Annotated in this window: 11 protein-coding genes and 1 pseudogene; 8 read left to right on the top strand and 4 right to left on the bottom strand. The window is 67.3% G+C overall.

Features of this window, described 5'->3' with window-relative positions; all coding sequences use genetic code 11:
- Nucleotides 1-64 precede the first annotated feature (64 nt).
- Nucleotides 65-2,098, top strand: a complete 2,034-nt coding sequence (locus GE253_RS12835) for a glycosyltransferase (RefSeq protein WP_153204526.1) — start codon at nucleotides 65-67, stop codon at nucleotides 2,096-2,098.
- Between the two features lie 2 nt (nucleotides 2,099-2,100).
- Here the strand turns inward: GE253_RS12835 and GE253_RS12830 are convergent, their stop codons facing one another.
- From GE253_RS12830 to GE253_RS12815, 4 genes are all read right to left on the bottom strand, one after another.
- Nucleotides 2,101-4,407, bottom strand: coding sequence for an HAD family hydrolase (locus GE253_RS12830; RefSeq protein WP_153204525.1), 2,307 nt, complete (start codon nucleotides 4,405-4,407; stop codon nucleotides 2,101-2,103).
- Between the two features lie 85 nt (nucleotides 4,408-4,492).
- On the bottom strand, nucleotides 4,493-5,896 hold the full coding sequence (locus GE253_RS12825; protein WP_173012621.1) for a TolC family protein: 1,404 nt from the start codon (nucleotides 5,894-5,896) through the stop codon (nucleotides 4,493-4,495).
- Between the two features lie 7 nt (nucleotides 5,897-5,903).
- Complete coding sequence (locus GE253_RS12820; protein WP_153204523.1) at nucleotides 5,904-7,856, bottom strand: MacB family efflux pump subunit; 1,953 nt, start codon at nucleotides 7,854-7,856, stop codon at nucleotides 5,904-5,906.
- Nucleotides 7,853-9,043, bottom strand: a complete 1,191-nt coding sequence (locus tag GE253_RS12815; protein ID WP_153204522.1) for an efflux RND transporter periplasmic adaptor subunit — start codon at nucleotides 9,041-9,043, stop codon at nucleotides 7,853-7,855. The genes GE253_RS12820 and GE253_RS12815 overlap by 4 nt, the downstream gene beginning before the upstream one ends.
- Nucleotides 9,044-9,396: 353 nt before the next feature.
- Here GE253_RS12815 and GE253_RS12810 point away from each other — a divergent pair, with 353 nt between their 5' ends.
- The 7 genes and pseudogenes from GE253_RS12810 to GE253_RS26050 all read left to right on the top strand — a co-directional run.
- Nucleotides 9,397-10,932, top strand: a complete 1,536-nt coding sequence (locus tag GE253_RS12810) for a radical SAM protein (protein WP_153204521.1) — start codon at nucleotides 9,397-9,399, stop codon at nucleotides 10,930-10,932.
- Nucleotides 10,929-13,466, top strand: a complete 2,538-nt coding sequence (locus tag GE253_RS12805; protein ID WP_153204520.1) for a radical SAM protein — start codon at nucleotides 10,929-10,931, stop codon at nucleotides 13,464-13,466. Before GE253_RS12810 ends, GE253_RS12805 begins: the two co-directional genes overlap by 4 nt.
- A complete protein-coding gene (locus tag GE253_RS12800) occupies nucleotides 13,463-14,269 on the top strand; it encodes a class I SAM-dependent methyltransferase (RefSeq protein WP_153204519.1) in 807 nt (268 codons plus the stop codon). Before GE253_RS12805 ends, GE253_RS12800 begins: the two co-directional genes overlap by 4 nt.
- Complete coding sequence (locus GE253_RS12795; RefSeq protein WP_153204518.1) at nucleotides 14,266-15,723, top strand: radical SAM protein; 1,458 nt, start codon at nucleotides 14,266-14,268, stop codon at nucleotides 15,721-15,723. Before GE253_RS12800 ends, GE253_RS12795 begins: the two co-directional genes overlap by 4 nt.
- Nucleotides 15,720-16,766: a glycosyltransferase gene (locus GE253_RS12790; protein ID WP_153204517.1), complete on the top strand. Its 1,047-nt coding sequence runs from the start codon at nucleotides 15,720-15,722 to the stop codon at nucleotides 16,764-16,766. Before GE253_RS12795 ends, GE253_RS12790 begins: the two co-directional genes overlap by 4 nt.
- On the top strand, nucleotides 16,763-17,506 hold the full coding sequence (locus GE253_RS12785) for a methyltransferase (protein WP_153204516.1): 744 nt from the start codon (nucleotides 16,763-16,765) through the stop codon (nucleotides 17,504-17,506). Before GE253_RS12790 ends, GE253_RS12785 begins: the two co-directional genes overlap by 4 nt.
- Nucleotides 17,507-17,821: 315 nt before the next feature.
- Nucleotides 17,822-18,926: pseudogene (locus GE253_RS26050) on the top strand (hypothetical protein); the annotation flags it as partial.

Genomic DNA, 18,926 nt, shown 5'->3' with positions numbered 1-18,926 from the left:
TTGGATACGGCTTGGGGACTGACGGTGAGAGGGCATGGCCATTTCTGAAAGAGGCGGCTGAACCATGGCGCTGCATCGCAGGGGGCTGCGTCTGGCGCTGTTCAACCCGTTCGACCCGGCCCTTCCCCTGGCCGAACGGGAACTGGCGCTGCGCCTGGGCCATGCCATGGCCGGGCTGGGCTGGCAGGCCGCGATCCACAGCCGGGCCGCCGACGTGGCTGCGATGGACCCGGACGCGGTGCTGTGCCTGCACCCGCAGGCCACGCCTAAGCTGACGGCGCATCCCTGGCTCGCCTGTTACTGGAATCCGCCGGCCCTGATTGCGGCGGGCAGCGAAACCGCCTTTCATCATGGCCGCGCGTTTGAGCTGAGCCATGATGCCTATCTGGTCTCCGGCCCCGATCTGGCGGCGCATCTGGGCGGGCGGATGGCGCTGGTGGGGCGCGATCCGCCGACATTGCCCTTCCATGTCAGTTCCCCCCGTTCGCATCTGACACCCAATCTGGGGCCGCAGAGCCGGCTGTTCTATGTCGGTTCCAACTGGGATGGGCGGCGCTATCCCCATTTGCTGGGTCGGCTGGCGGCGGCGGGGGTGCTGGCCCTGCATGGCACGGCCGACCGCTGGTCGCATCTGCCGGACGCCTATCAGGGTCCGCTGCCCTTTGATGGAAGCGCGGTGATCGCCGCCGCCCATCATTGGGGCATGGGGCTGTGCCTGCATCTGCCGTCACATCGGGATGCGGCGGTGCCCAATATGCGGGTATTCGAGCTGGCGGCGGCCGGCGCTGTCATCATCGCCGACCGCCATCCCTTCATTGAAGAATGGTTCGGCGATACGGTGCTGTATGTCGACCCGACCGGTGGCGAAGCGGCGATGGCCGACCATATCCTGGATCGGGTGGCCTGGATAAAGGCGCACCCGGTCCAGGCCCGCACCATGGCCGGTGCCGCGCAGGATATTTTCAACCGCGCGCTCTGTCTGGAGGTGTTGCTGGAACCGCTGCCGGATCTGCTGGCCGCGCTGACACGGCGGCCAGCGCCGCGCCAACTGTCATCGGTGGCCGTGCTGTTGCCACCGGGTGGGGAACTGGACGGCCGGCTGGCGCAACTTGCCGCCCAGGCGGGGGAGGGGCTGGCAGTAACCGCCCTGCTGCCGGCGGGGGAAGCCCCCGCCTCCGTTCCCGCTGGGCTGTCACTGCGGTTGCTGGACCGGCCGGCGGGTCTGCCGGCGCTGTCGGCGGCGCTGGCGGGTGTGGAGATGCTGGCCATCCTGCCGGCCGGGGTGGAATGGCATCCGGGCCATCTGGCGGGGCTGCTGCAGGCGACCGGGAAAGCGGGTGTTGCCCTGGCTGCCGGTCTTTGGCCGCGCGGGGCGGGGGATCAGGGTTTCCCCATTGATCCGGCGGAAGAATGGACCCTGCCGCCGCCCCCACCGCTGACCATCCCTGAAGACCGTTTGCTGGAACGCGCCTGGCTGCGCGCGGCGGGGTTGGGCTGCCCGGTGGCACGGCTGCGCGAACTCGGCCTGCTGGGGGGGGATTGGCTGCAACTGGCGCTCAACCTCGCCCCGGCACTGGCGGCGCGGGGGGAGGTCCGGGAAATCCCAGTGCCCAGCCTGCGCCTGCTGCGGCCGTCCGCATCTGGCGTCGGGCCGCTGCTGCCCTGGCCAGAGCGGTCGGCAACCGGCGTGGAACAGCCACCCCGCCTGACCGGGCTGAACGATCTTGATCCCGCCTTGGCGGCCAGTATCGCCTTCCTCTGGCGGGCGGCGGATTTCGCGGCAGTGCCGGGGACAGGGCCGATCTGGCTCTATGGGGCGGGGCAGGGCGGGGCGCTGGTGCTGGAGTGCTTGCCGGATGCCGTCCGTGGTCGCCTGCGGGGATTTCTGGACAGCCATCGCCAGGGGGACATGCTTGGCCTGCCCCTGTCCCGGCCCCAGGATATTGATGCCGCCGACATGGCGGCGGCCACCATCATCATCGCCGCGCAATATGTCTCCGACATCTTGCGCGTGCTGCGGAGGGGGGCGGCGCTGCCGGCCCATATCCTGAACGCCTATCCCTATATCGCCGCGCGTCTGGCAGAGCGGCCGGAGTGATTTCAACCCCGGCGCAGGCTGATCAGCGGCGGCGGCTCCCCCGGACCCTCCTGCATCAGGGCGGTCAACTGGCTGGCATAACCCAGCGTCACCAGCACCAGCGGCAGGCCCGCATGACGCATCGCCGCCATCGGCTGTACCGGCACGCCATGGAACAGGGGGGGCGGGGCCAGATGGGCCATCAGGTCGGCATAGGCAGCCGGTTCCAGCCCGGATTCCCGCGCGTGGCGGATGAAATCCGGTCCCATGCCGCCTTCGCCGCCCACGGCCAGAATGCCGAAACGGGTCACGCCCTGTTGCCGCAGCCTTGCCACCAGCGCCCGGCAGACGGGGCCATGCCCCGCCTCCAGCCCCAGCCGGTCGGCCGGGCGTTGGAAAATGCCGGGGTCCAGCAGCGTCAGTGCGCCCTGCGGCCAGGGGGCCAGTGCCGGGCGCAGGCCCATGGCCAGGGCCAGGGTGGGCATTCCCGCCGGATCGTCGGCCAGGGTACGCACCGTCTCCAGGGCGGTGGCATCGCAGATCACCTGCTCCCCCGCCGTCCCGTCATTCTGGTCATAGGCCAGCCCGCCCAGCAGGGCCGCCTCTGCCGCCGTGGGGCGCAGCAACGCGGCGGCCAGGGGCAGCAAGGCCGCAAAGCCGTTGGCGGGTTTGCTGTCGGCCGGACAGGCGGCGGCCATCATGCTGGCATAGCGGTGGATGCCTTGCTGCATCAGGCCCAGCAGCCGCGCCTCCGTACCCGTGGCCGGCGGGTCGGCCAGCACCGGCACAACCGCGCCATCCGGTTTGCGTTGATAGCCCAGCGTCGTCCCATGCAGCCCCGTCAGCACCCGTTCCAGCGGCTGCGGGCTGCGGTAAAGGATGCGGCCCAGGGTCTGGCCCGCCGCATCCTGCCCGGCAAAGACCTGGATACCGATCCCGTCCACCAGCGGGCCGGCAATATCAGCCACCGCATAGGCCAGGAATATCTGGCAGCGCTGCCGCCCCGCCGGCAATAGCCGCACCAGGGCAGCCGGTGTGCTGCCCCTTGCACCCAGATCGACCAGCGCCACCGGTTCTTCGCCAAGCAATGGCGCCAGATAATCCAGCAGCAGGGTCCGGGTTTCTGCCGCCTGTGCGGCCGCGCGGGCCTGCAGGGCGGGATCATCGAACAAGGCCAGGGCGGGGCCGGCAGCCTCTGTTGCCAGCAATTGCTCCAGCGTCAGCCCGGCCCAGGGCTGAAGGTCCGCCGGCACCTGCCCGCCGGCCTGCTGCAACAGCCGGTCCCAGGGCAGATGCGGCCGGGTGCCCAGCAGGTGCCGTGCCGTTGTGGCATCGATTCCCGCCAGTTCCAGCGGTAACAGCGCCTGACGGGAGACGTAAAGCGGCGTCACCGTCAGCCCGCCGCCAGTCTGGCGGATGCAATTTTCCAGCACGGGGGTGAACAGGGCCGCTTCCCGCATCAGCGGCAGGATGCGCCTGATCCCCTGCCGCCGGCATTGTGCGACCACCCAGCGGCAATATTCAGCCACCGCCGGCCCCAGCACCAGGGTACCGAATTCCAGCGCTTCGGCCTCATCCGCCGCGTCCCCCCGCCCGGCCAGGGCGGCGGCGCGGCGCGGCGGCAGCCCCTCTGCCGGGGCAGCCAGCCCCGCTACCGACCGTTCCCGTTCCCTGAGCCGGGCCAACCCCGGCCCCGGCACATAGTGGATGGCTTGCAGGCCCGCCGCCTTTGCCATGGCGACATCGCCCAGCGGATCGTCGCCCAGATGCAGGATGCGGTCGGGCGGTATCTGCGGGTGGTCGGCCAGCAGCCGGCTGAACAGCCCGCCCCCTGCCTTGGACACCCCTTCCGCATTGGAAACATAGAGCCGGCGATAGAGGCCCGGCCCGATGCCGGCCCCTTGCAGCAGCCGGATCAGGTCCGGCGGTGCCAGATACATGTCGGACAGCAGCACCACCGGGATGCCGGCCGCCGCCAGCCCCCGCAGCACCGGCAGCAGCAGCGGGTTGGCGAAAATGGCCTGCTGCTCCAACGCCAGTTCCAGGGCGGTCAGCGCCGCCGGATCGCCAAAGCCCAGTGCCGCATAAATGGCCGCCAGATCGACCTCTCCGCCCGGCTGTCCTGCCCTCGCCCGCCGCTCCGCCTCCTGCCGGGCCAGCCGGAACAGCGGCGGGGAGAGGCTGGCCGGCAGCAGCCCGGCCGCCAGGGCTGCCTCTCCCACCTGTTCGAACAGCACCGTCGGCGGTTCCACCCGGCGCAGCAGCAGCGTGTCGAAAATATCAAACGACACCAGCAAGGGCGCGTGATGCAACAGGGCGGCGAGTGTCATGGAACCGGGCGGCGCTGCGGGGACAGGCCGGAACTGTTGCACAATGCCCGGCCCGGGGCCAAGCGCCCTTGTCATTGCGCCCTTGTCATTCCCCGCCAGCAGCCGGGCTGCCGCCCAATGCCCGGTAGAGTGTCGCCTCGTTCAGCAGGCGGGCCAGCCGGTTGTCGATAACGGCATTTTCGGACGTGCGGGTGCGTTCCTGCGCTTCCAGCAAGGTCCGCAGCGGCACGGCACCGGCCCGCAGCCGCACGTCATACAGCGCCTGCACCTGCCGTTGCAGGGTCAGGGAGCGCGCCAGATGGTCATCCTGGCGCAACAGGGCTTCGCGCGCCGACAGGCCGGTGACCACTTCCGACAGGGCGGTCAGCACGGTACCCCGGAAACTGGCCTGCGCCTCCTCATATTGGGCCTGGGAGACCTTCAGGTTTAGCCCCATTTCCTTCAGGTTCAGGAAGGGCATGGTGATCTGGCTGGCCAGCGCGCCGACCGGATTGGTCAGAAATTCGGCCAGCTTCTCCCCGCTGGTGGACAGGCTGCCCGACAGGGTCAGCGCCGGGAAATAGCTGGCCTTGCGTTCATCTGTGCGGCGCAGCGTGGCGCGCAGCCGCAATTCCGCTGCCCGTAGGTCCGGCCGGCGCGACAACAGGCTGGCGGGCAGGCCGGGGGCCAGCGGCGGTAGCGCGCCCTGGGGCAGCATCTGCGGTTCCGCCGCCGGGTTGGTGGCCCCGTTCAGCAGCACGGCCAGGGCGGCGCGCTGGGCATCCCGCTCCCGCTCCAATGCAGCGAGGTTGGAAAGCTGAGCCTCCACCGTCTGTTCCATCTCCAGCCGTTCCAGCTCCGACGCCGTGCGGGCCCGCAGCATGGTGGCAACGATTTCCCGCGTGCGGTAGGTGGTTTCCAGCCCGGTCCGGGCGCTGGCGATGGATTGGTTGGCATGGGCCAGCCGCCACCAGGTGGAGAGCGTGGCGGCAATCACCGTCAGCCGCGCCGTCTCCACATCTTCGGCCGACGCCAGCGCCTCCATCCCCGCTGCCCCCCGGCTGGCGGCGATGCGGCCCCAGAGATCGACCTCATAGGACAGGCCCAGGCTGGTGCCGGCATTGTTGCGCGCCTTGCCATCGCCCGACAAAGGCATGTTGCGCCCGGCACTGACCGAGCCGGAGAGGCTGGGAATGCTGGGCACGCCGGCCAGATCAGCCTCCAGCAGGGCGCGCCGGGCCCGCAGGGCGGCGCTGAACACGTCATTATTCGCGGCCAGCACCACCGGCATCAGGGCATTCAGCCCCGGATCGCCGAAGGAATGCCACCAAGGATCGGCCGACGCCGGCACCGGCGCAGGCGGGGCTGGGGATGCCGGTGTGCTGGCGGGCTGTTCACCCTGCCAGTCCAGCCCGCCCGGCAGCGGCGGGCGCTGATAGGATGCGGGCGTGGTCAGGCAGCCGGAAAGCAGCAGCGGGGCGATCAGACAGGGCAGCAGGCGGGCGCGCATCGGTTGTTCAATCCCGTGACAGGGCATCGACCGGGTCCAGCCGCGCGGCCTTGCGCGCCGGCAGGAAGCCGAAGATCAGGCCGATCAGCATGGTGGACAGGAAGGCCAGCAGAATAGCGGCCGGGGTGATGATGATCGACAGGCCGAAGGCGCCGGCATTGAACATACCGGCCACCCCGAAGGCGATCAGCAGCCCGGCCCCGCCGCCGACCATGCAGACAGCGATGGCTTCGATCAGGAACTGGATCATGATGTCGGACTGGCGGGCGCCGACCGCCATGCGCAGGCCGATTTCACGTGTACGCTCCGTCACGGCGATCAGCATGATGTTCATCACGCCGATGCCGCCCACCACCAGCGCCACCCCGGCCAGGGCAGAGATCATCAGGCTGAAGATCGCCGTGGTCCGCTGGATGGATTTGCGGATCTGGTCGCTGTTGAAAATGTTGAAATCCTTGGTGCCATGCCGCTGGATCAGCAGGGCGCTCAGGGCCTTTTCGGCCTTGGTGCTGTCCACCCCATCCTTCAGCCGCACGGTGATGGAATCCAGGTCCGCACTGCCGGTCAGCCGGGCGCGCAGGGCCGTATGGGCCATATAGCCGGTGGCCCGGCTGCCGCCGCCCATGCCCTGGCGGCTGGTTTCCACAATGCCCACCACGGTGGCCGGCACCTGGCCGACCAGGATGATGCGGCCGATCGGGTCGCCAGCCTCCCCCTTGAACAGGCTTTCCACCGTTTTGTCCGTCAGCACGATGCTGGGCTGCGCGCCGTTCAGGTCCGCCGGTGTCAGCAGCCGGCCGGATTTCAGTTTCATGCCGTTGACACGGAAATAATCCAGCCCCACCCCCGTCACCGACATGGTGGCGGAATTGGCGGCATAGCGCGCGGTGACCGAACCAGACATTTCCGGTGTCACCCCATCGGCATAGGGCTGGGCCGCCAGCGCATCCGCATCGGAGAGGGTCAACTTGGACAGGCGGGCGGCCTTCATGTCCCCCCAGCCCCGGCCGCGATAGATGCCCAGCGTGTTGGTGCCCAGATCGCTCAGTTCCTCTGTCACCCGGCGCTGCGCCCCTTCGCCCAGCCCCACCACCGCCACCACGGCGGTGATGCCGATGATGATGCCCAGCATGGTCAATGCGGTGCGCAGCTTCTGCGCCGCCATGGCCCGCATCGACATGGCCATGGCGCCGATGATGCTGAACCCGATGGCCGCCAGCGGGCGGAACGGGTTGGACGCCTGGGGGGTGGCTGGGGGCGGGGCTGCCCGTTCCACAGGCCGGCCGCTGTCGGACAGGATGCGGCCATCAGCGATTTCCACCACCCGGTTGGCATGGGCGGCCACCCCGTGATCATGGGTGACGATGATGATGGTGCGGCCTTCGGCGTTCAGTTCCTTCAGCAAGGCCAGCACGGTTTCACCGGTGCGGCTGTCCAGGGCGCCGGTCGGTTCATCGGCCAGGATGACGCCGCCGCCATTCATCAGGGCGCGGCCGATGGCCACGCGCTGCTGCTGGCCGCCGGAAAGCTGGTTGGGGCGGTGGGTCAGGCGTCCGCCCAGGCCCAGCCGTTCCAGGATAGCATGGGCGCGGGTGCGCCGGCTTTCCGACCGTTCACCGGTATAGATGGCGGGCAATTCCACATTGCCCGCCGCCGTCAGCCCGGAAATCAGGTGATAGCGCTGGAAGACGAAGCCGAAATGTTCCCGCCGCAGCCGGGCCAGCCCGTCGGGCGACAGGTTGGCCACGTCCTCGCCGCCCACCTTGTAATGCCCGCCGCTGGGCCGGTCCAGGCAGCCCAGAATATTCATCAGCGTGGATTTGCCAGAGCCCGAGGCCCCGACAATGGCCACCATTTCCCCCGGCTCGATCACCAGATCGACGCCGTCCAGGGCTGCCACAGTTTCCCCGCCGGTCTGGTACAGGCGGGTAATGCCGGACAGTTCCAGCCTGGCCGTCATTCATCCCCACCCATATCGACATCAACCGCCGGTACAGTCCCCGGCCCTTCCATCCCAGTGGAGAGCAGCAGCACCTCTCCTTCCTTCACGCCTTCCAGGATTTCGCCTTCCACCTGGTTGGTCAGGCCCAGCTTGACCTTGCGTTCCACCACCTTCCCATCAGGGCCGCGCAGCCGGGCGCGATACAGCCCGCCGGCACCGGGGCCGGTAAAGGCGCTCATCGGGGCGATCAGGGCCTTTTCCACCGCGGCCGTGGTGATATGCACCTCTGCCGTCATCATCGGCATCAGGCTGCCGCCCTGGTTGGGCGCATCGAACAGCACGTTGAAATAGACGGCCTGTGATGTCGTGCTCTGGCTGCTGGCGCTGCTCAGCCCTTCCTGCCCGGCGGTCAGGATGGAGGTGGGGGCGGGTTCCACCTTCCTGACCGTGCTTTCATGCCGGGTCCGCCGGTCGCCCAGCGTATTGAACCATAATTTCTGGCCGGGTTTGATCTTGGCCACATCGGCTTCCGAGACCTGGGCGCGTACCGTCATGGTGTCGGTCTCGGCGATGACGCCGATGACCGGGATGGTCTGCGCTGCACTCAACGTCTGGCCGGCCTTGACCGCCAGCGCCAGCACGCGGCCATCCATGGGGGCGACGATCCTTGTATAGCCCAGATTGGCCTCTGCCTTTTCCACTTCCACCGTGGCGCGTTCAATCTGCGCCTTGGCCAGGGCCAGATCGGCGCGGGCCACGTCGACGGCGATTTCCGCATCGTCGAAATCGGCCCCCGACCCGGCGTTGCCGGTGTAAAGCGTGCGCTGCCGCTTCAGCGTGCGTTCGGCCTTGTCCAACTGATACTGGCGAGATTTCAGCGAGGCCTCGGCTTCCGCCAGGGCAGCGCGGGCGACGCGCAGATCATTGCGCTGCTGGATGGAATCAATCTCGGCGATCAGGTCGCCCTTGGCCACCCGGTCGCCCAAGGTGACATGCAGGGCCTTCAACTGCCCCGTCACCTGGGCACCGACCTGCACCAGTTTCGATGGTTCCAGCGTGCCCGTGGCGGAAACGGTGTCGCTGATATCACCCCGCCGGACCGTTGCCGTCAGATCCTTGGGTGGTCCTTCCTTGTGCCAGGGTTTGAACCACAGCAAGGCGGCAACGGTTGCCACGATCACCGCCACCAAAATCCATTTGCGCATTCGTAAACACCTGTCGGGAAAGCCTGAGACTTGCAGGGAACAAGATCAGCCTGGGGGAAACCCGGTCTGTCACGGGCAGGTATGGCAGCGACTGTCGCCGGGGCCGAAGATCGTTAACGACCCTCCCGACGGGATATATCATTGTTCGGCAGGGGAAGTGAAATTGCTGAACTGTAAATATTGTTTCTGCTCTGTTTCAGAAATTTTCTGCTGCCATCCGGAATAATCCCCGTCCTCCATCCGTCAAGGGTCCGACGGTATGGGAGGTCGGTGATGGATCAGGTGGATTTCAGTGGGGGCAGGCGGGCCGTTGCAGGCTTGTGCCGGGCCGTCCCAGGGGCGGGGGCCTGATCTTGTCCAGCCTTTCCCAGCCCGGCATCATCCTGTTCAACCCCTGGGCCACCAGCCGGCCCCGTGTGCCCAACAGCATCCTGCATCTGGCCGCCTGCCTGGGTAACCGCTTCGCCATTGAACTGGTGGATGGCAACCGGGAGGCCGACCCCTGGCCCACCATCCGCGACCTGCTGGCCAGCGGGCGTTACCGTTATTTCGGTGCCACGGTGATGCCGGGGCCGCAATTGCGCCAGGCCGTGCCGATCACCCGCCAGGTGCGGGAACATTTCCCCGATATCACCATCATCTGGGGCGGCTATTTCCCCTCCAACCAGCCCGATGCCGTGCTGCGCTCATCTTGGGTGGATTACATCATCGACGGGCCGGCCGATCTGGCCTTCCCGGCCCTGCTGGATGCGCTGGAGGCGGGGCAGGCACCGGACAAGGTGCCGGGGCTGATCCTGCTGCGTGGTGATAATCTGCTGCGCGTGTCGCGCGGTGCCATCCCCGACCCGGATGCCGTGCCACCCCTGCCGCTGCACCTGCTGGAACGCCGCTATCCGATGGCGGGATATTTGCCGCGTACCTTCCTGGGGCGGCGCACCCATGCCATGCATACCAGCTTCGGCTGCCCCTTCACCTGTTCCTTCTGCGCCGTGGTGCCGATCTATCAGGGCCGCTGGAAATCGCGCTCGGCGGCCCTGGTGGCGCAGGATGTGCTGCGGGTGCGCGATACCCATGGCGTGGATGCCATTGAATTTACAGACAATAACTTCTTCGTCTCGGAAAAGCGGGTGGTGGAATTCGCCCGCGCCATGCAGGGCCAGGGCGTTATCTGGTGGGGCGAAGGCCGTATCGACACGATCGACAAATATAGTGATGAGACGCTGGCGCTGATGCATCGCGCCGGCTGCCGGATGATCTTTTTCGGGGCCGAAAGCGGGGATGACAGCATCCTGGCCCAGATCGACAAGGGCGGCAAACAGTCCGGCGAACAGATTTTGCGCTTTGCCCGTCGTCTGGCGGGCTTTGGCATCATCCCGGAATATTCCTTCGTGCTGGGCTTCCCCAAGCCGACAGAAGCCGACGTCTGGGCGCAGATCTACCGCGATATCGGCTTTATCCGCGAACTGAAGCGCCAGGCCCCGGCGACGGAGATCATTCTTTACATCTACAGCCCCGTGCCGACGGAGGGCAGCGACCTGCACCGCCAGATCGTGGAAGCCGGCTTTGCCTTTCCCTCCAGCCTGGAGGAATGGCTGTCGCCGGCCTGGGAGAATTTCGACCTGCACCGTAACCCGCTGACCCCCTGGCTGACGCCCGCCATGGTACGGCACATCCATGATTTTGAAACCGTGCTGAACGCGCGCTACCCCACCCGCACCGATTTCACCGTCGGGCCGCTGAACCGCCGGCTGATGCCGTTGCTGGCGGCCCTGCGCTATGGCCTGCAGCTTTATGCCAAGCCGCTGGAACTGAAGGTTTTCCAGAAACTGCTCCGCTATACGCGGCCCGAGATCGAGGGATTTCGGGCAGAGGAGGCGACCAGCCCATGAACAACATGCTGCCCCTCGCACTGATCCCGGCCAATGATGATATCGGCCGTTCCATCCCTGGCATGGGCCGGGTGGGTTCTGCCATCCTGCGTGTGCTGGCCTATCATGACCTGTTCCGTCATCCGCTGACCACGGCGGAAATCGGCCATTGGATCGACCTGCCGGATATGGAACCGGCGGCCCTGGCGGATGGTTTGGACCGGCTGGTGGCGCTGGGCCTGGTCCAGCGGCTGGATGGGGTGGATGCCGCCCTGGACCCGCAATGGATTTTGCCGCCCGGTCCCTTCTTCGCCCTGGCGGAGATTGCGGCGCGGGTGGCGCGCCGTGCCGATACGGCCGCCCGCGCCCGCCAGGTGATGCCCGACGCGCTGGCCATGGGCCGCAGCCTGATGCGCATCCCCTTCGTGCGGGCGGTGGGGATTTCCGGCTCGCTCTCCAAAGGCGTGATGGCGGCGGATGGTGATTTTGACTATTTCATCATTGCCCAGCCGGGCCGGCTGTGGATCGCGCGCACGCTGATCCAGTGGAAGGTGCATCGCCTGCCCGATCCCGATCTGCTCTGCGCCAATTATCTGGTCGATGCCGATACGCTGGATCTGCCGCTGCGTGACCCGTTCACGGCGGTGGAAACCGCCAGCATGATCCCGGTGGCCGGCACCGCCCTGCTGGATGAGTTGCACAGCCGCAACAAATGGGTAGCCAAGGCCCGCCCGGCCGCCCTGCTGCCCGCCCCGGCGGGGGAGGCGGCGGCCTTTCCCCGTCCCTGGGCGGAGACTTTGTTCGCCGGCCCCTGGGGCGGGTTGATCGACCGTGCCCTGCTGCATCTCACCCGCTATTGGGTGCGCCGCAAGGTGCCGGCCCTGCCGGCGCTGGAAGCGCGCGGGGCCATGCAGATGACCCGCCATGTGGCCAAGCTGCACACGCGTGACTGGCGTAACCGCATCCTGCGTTCCTATCAGGACACGCTGGACCGGCTGGAGAATAAGGGCGACATGCTGATCGACCGTGGGGTGGACCGCTCCCGCCTGCTGGTGGCCTCGGCCTTTTTCTATCGTTTTGATGAAAAGCAGTGGCGGGCGGCCCAGCCCTATCCGCCGCTGGGCACGCTCTATGCCGCCGCCGTGGCGCGGCAGGCCGGCTATAACGTCTCCCTGTTCGATGCCGGTCTGGCGGAGAATGAACGCGGCTTTGTCGATCTGGTGGATGGGGAGCGCCCCGGCACCGTGGTGATCTATGAAGATGGCTTCAACTATCTGACCAAGATGTGCCTGACCCGGATGCGGGAGGCAGCACTGGGCATGGTCTCCCTGGCCCGCGCGCGCGGCGCCAAGGTGCTGGTCAGCAGTTCCGATGCCGCCGACCATGCCGACCTTTACCTGGCCGCCGGTGCCCATGCCGTGATCAAGGGCGAGGGGGAGGCGACCTTGCGCGCCGTGCTGGCAGCCCTTCGGGAAGGCCAGCCGCTGGACGGGATCGAGGGCATTATCCACGCGCAGCCGATGCTGGCAGCGACGGGGGAGAGCAAATTGGCCACGCCTGTGGCCACCCCGCGCCGTGCCGTGCTGCGCGATCTGGATGCGCTGCCGCGCCCGGCCTGGGATCTGGTGGATATGGAGGCGTATCGCCGCATCTGGCGGCAGGCGCATGGTCGCTTCTCGCTGAACATCTCCACCACGCGCGGCTGCCCGTTCAGTTGCAACTGGTGCGCAAAGCCCATCTATGGCAGCCGCTATAATTCCCGCTCCCCGGAAAGCGTGGTGGATGAAATCGCCGATCTGATCGCGGCCTATCAGCCCGATCATTTCTGGATCACGGATGATATTTTCGGCCTGAAACCCGGCTGGATTCAGCGCTTTGCCGAACTGGTGCAACAGCGGGCTTTGCGCTTTTCCTACACCATTCAGTCGCGTGCTGATCTGCTGGCCAAGGCTGACACGCTGGAAGCACTGGCCGCGTCCGGCCTGGACACCGTCTGGATCGGGGCGGAAAGCGGATCGCAGCGCATTCTGGATGCCATGGACAAGGGCATCACCCGCGCCCAGATTGACGCGCTGGTGCCGCGCATCCGGGCGCTGGGGATGCGGTCGGCCTTCTTCCTGCAATTCGGATATCCCGGTGAAACCCGCGCCGATATCGACCGCACCATCGCCATGGTGACGGGGCTGCTGCCCGATCAGATCGGTATTTCCGTCTCCTACCCGCTGCCCGGCACGGTCTTCTATGAACGGATGCGGGCAGCGCTGGGGGAAAAGACCAACTGGACCCATAGCGACGATCTGGACCTGATGTTCCCCGGCGCCTATCGGCCCAATTTCTACCGCCATCTGCACCGTTACGTGCACCGCCGCGTCGCCTGGGCGCGGGCGGTGAAGGTGCTGCGCGGTGCATTGCCGGGCGGGCGGCTGCGCGCCCTGTCGGTGCTGGCGCGTCAGGCCCTGCCGCTGGCGCTGGGCGCCCTGCGGCTGCGGCTGGAAAAACCGCGCGGCGATGCCCCGGTGATGGCGGCGGCGGAAACGGCGGGGGCGGCATCATGACCGATGCCGCCTTCGATCAGGCCGCCGACAGCTATGACGATGATTTCACCCGCAGCCGGGTTGGCCGGGCGCAGCGCAACCTTGTCTGGTCGCATCTGGAACCGGTGCTGGACGCGCTGGGCCGCCCGGCGGACGTGCTGGAGATCAATTGCGGCACGGGGGAAGATGCGGTGCATCTGGCCGCCCGTGGCTATCAGGTGCTGGCCACCGATATTTCCACCGGCATGTTGGTGCAGACGGCGCGTAAAGCCGCAAGGGCCGGGCTGGGCCATCTGGTGCAGACCACCCGGCTGGCGGCGGAAATGCTGTCGCCCGCCCTGCTGGGCCGGCAGTTTGATCTGGTCCTGTCCAATTTCGGCGGGCTGAACTGTCTGTCGCCCGATGATATGGCCGCCCTGGCCGGGCGGCTGGCCGGCATCGTGCGGCCCGGCGGGCGGGTGGTGCTGGTGGTGATGCCGCCGCTCTGCCTGTGGGAGGTGGCGTGGCATCTGCCCCGCCTGCACCCGCGCGCGGCCTTCCGCCGCCTGGGTGGCGGGCCGGTGACGGCGCGGGTGGGGGCGGCCAGCTTTCCCATCTGGTATTACGGGCCGGACCGGCTGCGCCGCATGTTCGCCGCCGATTTTGACTGTGTGGCCGTCCGCCCCATCGGTCTGGCCGTGCCCCCCAGCGCGCTGGAACCGGTCTTTACCAACCGTCCCGCCCTGGTGGACCGGCTGGAACGCCTCGACCGCGCCTTGCCCGGCTGGCCGCTGCTGGCCGGGATATCCGATCACATGTTGCTGGAATTTCGGAGACAGGGATGAGCCTCGTCCTCTCCCACGGTTACTTTCTCGCCGATGACCCGGTGGAACAGAAGATCATGCGGCCCTATCCGCCGCTGGGCCTGCTGTCCATCTCCGCCTGGCTGGACCGCCAGGGCGTGGTGCATGAGGTGATCGACAATACCTTCCTGACGGAGCCCGCCTTCCTGGCCCGGATGGATGAGTTGCGTCCGCGCATGGTGGCCTTCTACGTCACCTTGATGACCCGCAAGGTGGTGCTGCGGCTGATCCGCCAGTTGCGTGCGTCGGCCCTGCACGCCGGCATCAAGGTGGTGCTGGGCGGGCCGGACGGGCGCTATAACGCCGCCGATTATCTGGCCCATGGCGTGGACCTGCTGGTGGTGGGGGAGGGGGAGGAGACGATGGCCGCCATCGCCGCCCTGCCCGATGCCGATCTGGCCGACCCCGCTATGTTGGTCGGTATTCCGGGGCTGGCCTATCGCGGGGCGGATGGGCAGGCGGCCTTTTCCCCGTCGCGCGCGCATCTGCCCAAGCTGGATGACCTGCCCGTCCCGGCCCGCCATCGCATCGACCTGTCGCCCTATTTCCGGGCCTGGCGGGGGGCGCATGGCCAGACCTCGCTGAACGTTTCCACCCAGCGCGGCTGCCCCTATAGCTGTTCCTGGTGCAGCCGCGCCGTCTACGGCAAAAGCTACCGCCGCCGCGCGGCTGACAAGGTGGTGGCCGAACTGGCCGAACTGACCCGGCTGTACCAGCCGGACCAGTTCTGGTTTGTCGATGATGTCTTCACCGTCAATCACCGCTGGCTGCGGGAATTTGCGGACGCACTGGACGCTGCCGGCCTGCGCATCCGCTATGAATGCATCACCCGCGCCGACCGGATGAGCCCGGAGGTGGTGGAGCTGCTGACCCGCACCGGCTGCATCCGTGTCTGGATCGGGGCGGAAAGCGGTTCCCAGCGCATTCTGGACAGCATGAACCGGCAGGTGACGGTGGAGGCGGCCACCGCCATGATCCGCGCCGCCAGCGAGGCGGGGATTGAAACCGGCACCTTCCTGATGCTGGGCTATCCGGGGGAGGAGGAGGTGGATATCCTCAACACCCTGCAATATCTGAAAAATGCCCGGCCCGACCGCTATACGGTCACGCTGGCCTATCCGATCAAGGGGACGGAGCTTTACAGCGAACTGTCGCCCCACGTCACCTCGCCCGACTTTGCCGAGGGCAGTGACCGGGAAAACCGCTTCCCCCGCACTTATTCCGAACGCTACTACGCCCATGCCCTGGCCTATCTGACGCATGAGGTGGCCTGGGACCAGGAGAAGAACCGCCTGCATCCCCGCGCCCTGCGGCTGAAGCTGCGGGCCTGGCGGTCGCGGGCGGGGATGCTGATCGCCCGCTGGCAGGTACCGGGGCGGCCGGACGTGCGGGCCCTGTCCTGCAGCACCACCGCCCCGGCGGGGGCGGCGGGATGAGTGCGCGTCACATCGCCCTGGTGACGCCGGGCTTCCCGGCCGATGAACAGGACAGTGATTGTATCCCCGCCCTGCAGGATTATGTGCTGGCGCTGCGCGCTGCCCATCCCGACTGGCGGATCAGCATCTTCGCCCTGCATTATCCGGCCCGCCGCGCCCCCTATCAATGGCATGGGCTGGATGTGCTGCCCATTGGTGGGGACAATGCGCGGCTGCCGCGCCGCTTGCTGGCCCAGGCGCAATTGCTGACCGCCCTGCATCAGGCGGGGCCGTTCGACCTGATCCATGCCTTCTGGCTGGGGGAATGCGCCGGGGTGGCCCGGCTGGCGGCCCGGCTTTGCGGTGCCCCCCTGGTGGTGACGCTGATGGGGCAGGAGGTGCGGCACATCGGCCGCTGGCACAGCCTGCTGGGCAAGCCGGGTGTCACCGGCGTGGCGGTCAGCGCCTTTCAGCGCCGGGTGCTGCTGGAAAATGGCGGGCCGAATGTCGGCCATGTCATCCCCTGGGGGGTGGCCCCGGTGGAACAGCCGGCCTGCCCACGGGAAATCGATCTGCTGGCCGTGGGCAACCTGATCCCGGTAAAAGACCCGCTGGCCTTTGTGCGCATTGTCGCCCATTTGGTGGTGCAGCGCCCGACCCTGCGCGCCTGCTGGGCCGGCTGGGGCCCATTGCTGGAACCGGCGGAGGCACTGGCGCGGCAATTGGGGGTGGCGGATAATCTCAGCTTCACCGGCCGCCTGCCGCGCGCCGCCGTGTTCGACCTGATGGCGCGCAGCCGGGTGCTGTTGCACACGGCCGCGTTTGAAAGCTTCGCCATGGTGATGGCAGAGGCACGGGCGCGCGGTGCCATGGTGGTATCCCGCGCGGTCGGCATTGCCCCGTCCAGCGCCGATCCCGGTTTCCGGCTGGCGGTGGGGGAGGAGGGGTTGGCCGCAGCGGCCCTGGCCGCCTTGGCGGACGATCCGCCGCCGCCGTGCCGCCTCTGGCCCATTGAACAGACGGTGGAAGCCTATACCCAGCTTTATCAGGGGTTGACGCCATGACGGGGCTGCCCCGCCGCAACCGCTGGCTGGCCGGCCTGCGCCGCTTGATATTGCGGCCTGTGACGCCGTTATTGCAGCGCTGGTTCCGCCGGCATTATGCGGTAGAACGGCGCTGGTGGCGGCAGGGGCTTGATATCATTGTGCAGCCGGGCGTCTTCCCGCCCGGCCCCACGGTCAGCACCGCCGTGCTGCTGGATCATTTCGCCCGCCGCTTTCCCGGCACGGCGCTGGCCGGGCGGCGGGTGCTGGATCTGGGCTGCGGCACCGGGCTGGTCGGCCTGTTCCTGGCCCGCGCCGGGGCCTGGGTGGTGTCCAGCGACATCAACCCGGCAGCGCTGGCCAATGCGCGGCTGAACGCCGTGCGCAATGGCCTGATCCTGCGCCCGGTTCTGGCGGATCAGGCCACCAGCTTTGCCCCGGATGCCTTTGATCTGATCATCATCACCCCGCCCTATTACCCGCACGATCCTGCCAGCATGGCGGAACGGGCCTGGTTTTGTGGCGATGATTTCGCCTATTTCCGCCGTCTGGCCCCGCAACTGGCCGCCCTGGACCTTGCCCGCACGGAAGTGCTGATGCTGCTGTCGGAGGATTGCGCGGTGGAAACCATCAACGCCATCCTGTCCGGCCAGGGGCTGGGCCTGCGGCTGGTTCATGCCAAGCGGTCGTGGCTGGAAATGACCTGGCTGCTGCGGGTGGTGGCTTATGCCAAGCCAACGGATGTTGGCGCCAGCGCGTGAGCCCTGGATTTCTGCGACTTGTATGCATGTTGCCGATGGTCAGAAACGACTTCATCAGCCGCCAAAATACCCGACATGCGAGTGAACATTCTGTTTACACGATGATTTTTTACCCGCTCCCCCGAAATTTCAGTAAATTGGGTTGTCAAAGTCGGTGGGATGGCAATGGTGGGGACGCCCTCTGAAGGGGTAATGCGTTACGGTGGCGGGCGGGTAAACATACCTGCTGCGCCGGCTGGCCTTCAGCCGACGGTCGCGCATTTTCTCAAAATTGCCCGTGAATATCGGCGGTGGTTCGAACAGCCGCGATTTTACGTGTCTGTCATCCTGGGCATTCTCGCAAGCTATCTGACGGCCGTGATGCCGGCCCCTGTCGTGACTGGGGGCTGGGTTGTGCTGCTGGTTGCCGCAACACTTATCCTGCTTGCTTCGGCTGCCTTTGCGATTTTCTTCCAGCGGCTTCGCACCGGTTGGCAGCAGCGTTCGGGGGAGCCTGCCGAAATATTGCGCCGGTTGGGCACAGCCCAGAAACTCTCCTTCCACTTGATAGCCTGCGTCTGGGCGCTGCTGTTTCTTGGTGGCGCCCTGACCCTGCTTTCCTTCACCGGGCCATTGGTCCCGGTGCTCGCTTGCGTCATGCTGGCGACGGCCATTGCCATCTATACGCTCTCCGGTCTTGTGGGGGGCGGTCCGCCGGATTGTGTGGCGTTGCTGAGCTGGCTGGCATTGCCGCCCCGTCCGCTGGGTCCGGCACCGGATCAGGCGGCGCAGGCCCATGTGGCGGCACAGCGTTATGCGGCGGCGGTCCAGGCGGACATGGCCGGCATCGCGCATGGATCGACCCGCCTGGGCCGTCTGGTCAGTATGGCCAGCCGCCGATCCCAGCAAAAACGCACCATCTGGCCCGGTGACATTCACATTGATATGGGGTGGCTGCGCGATGATCTGCGGTGGCGCGCCATCGGGACATTGCGTCTGGTGGCAGGGCTGCTGCCCATTTTCCTGCTGCTGCTGATTACAGGATTTCCGGGTGCCAACTGGCTGATCCCCTTCCAGCCGCTGCCCCCCGCCCAGCAGGCGGCACAACCGCCGGACCCACCGCAGAAGCAGAAAGATGATCCTCGCGGGGACCAAGGTTCCGGTGGTGGCCAGGGTTCTGGCGGTGGTCAAGGTTCCGGTGGCGGCCAGGGTTCTGGCGGTGGTCAAGGTTCCGGTGGCGGCCAGGGTTCTGGCGGTGGTCAAGGTTCCGGTGGCGGCCAGGGTTCTGGCGGTGGTCAAGGTTCCGGTGGCGGTCAGGGTTCTGGCGGTGGTCAAGGTTCCGGTGGTGGCCAGGGTTCTGGCGGTGGTCAAGGTTCCGGTGGTGGCCAGGGTTCTGGCGGTGGTCAAGGTTCCGGTGGTGGCCAGGGTTCTGGCGGTGGTC

The sequence above is a fragment of the Niveispirillum sp. SYP-B3756 genome, from assembly GCF_009495745.1.
Classification (GTDB): Bacteria; Pseudomonadota; Alphaproteobacteria; order Azospirillales; family Azospirillaceae; genus Niveispirillum.
This window is presented reverse-complemented; position numbering and strand designations above follow the sequence as displayed.

Coding starts and splice junctions, on each gene's coding strand:
- GE253_RS12815 (WP_153204522.1), bottom strand. CDS start 9,043: ATGCGCAAATGGATTTTGGTGGCGGTGATCGTGGCAACCGTTGCCGCC.
- GE253_RS12820 (WP_153204523.1), bottom strand. CDS start 7,856: ATGACGGCCAGGCTGGAACTGTCCGGCATTACCCGCCTGTACCAGACC.
- GE253_RS12805 (WP_153204520.1), top strand. CDS start 10,929: ATGAACAACATGCTGCCCCTCGCACTGATCCCGGCCAATGATGATATC.
- GE253_RS12800 (WP_153204519.1), top strand. CDS start 13,463: ATGACCGATGCCGCCTTCGATCAGGCCGCCGACAGCTATGACGATGAT.
- GE253_RS12835 (WP_153204526.1), top strand. CDS start 65: ATGGCGCTGCATCGCAGGGGGCTGCGTCTGGCGCTGTTCAACCCGTTC.
- GE253_RS12830 (WP_153204525.1), bottom strand. CDS start 4,407: ATGACACTCGCCGCCCTGTTGCATCACGCGCCCTTGCTGGTGTCGTTT.
- GE253_RS12790 (WP_153204517.1), top strand. CDS start 15,720: ATGAGTGCGCGTCACATCGCCCTGGTGACGCCGGGCTTCCCGGCCGAT.
- GE253_RS12785 (WP_153204516.1), top strand. CDS start 16,763: ATGACGGGGCTGCCCCGCCGCAACCGCTGGCTGGCCGGCCTGCGCCGC.
- GE253_RS12825 (WP_173012621.1), bottom strand. CDS start 5,896: ATGCGCGCCCGCCTGCTGCCCTGTCTGATCGCCCCGCTGCTGCTTTCC.
- GE253_RS12795 (WP_153204518.1), top strand. CDS start 14,266: ATGAGCCTCGTCCTCTCCCACGGTTACTTTCTCGCCGATGACCCGGTG.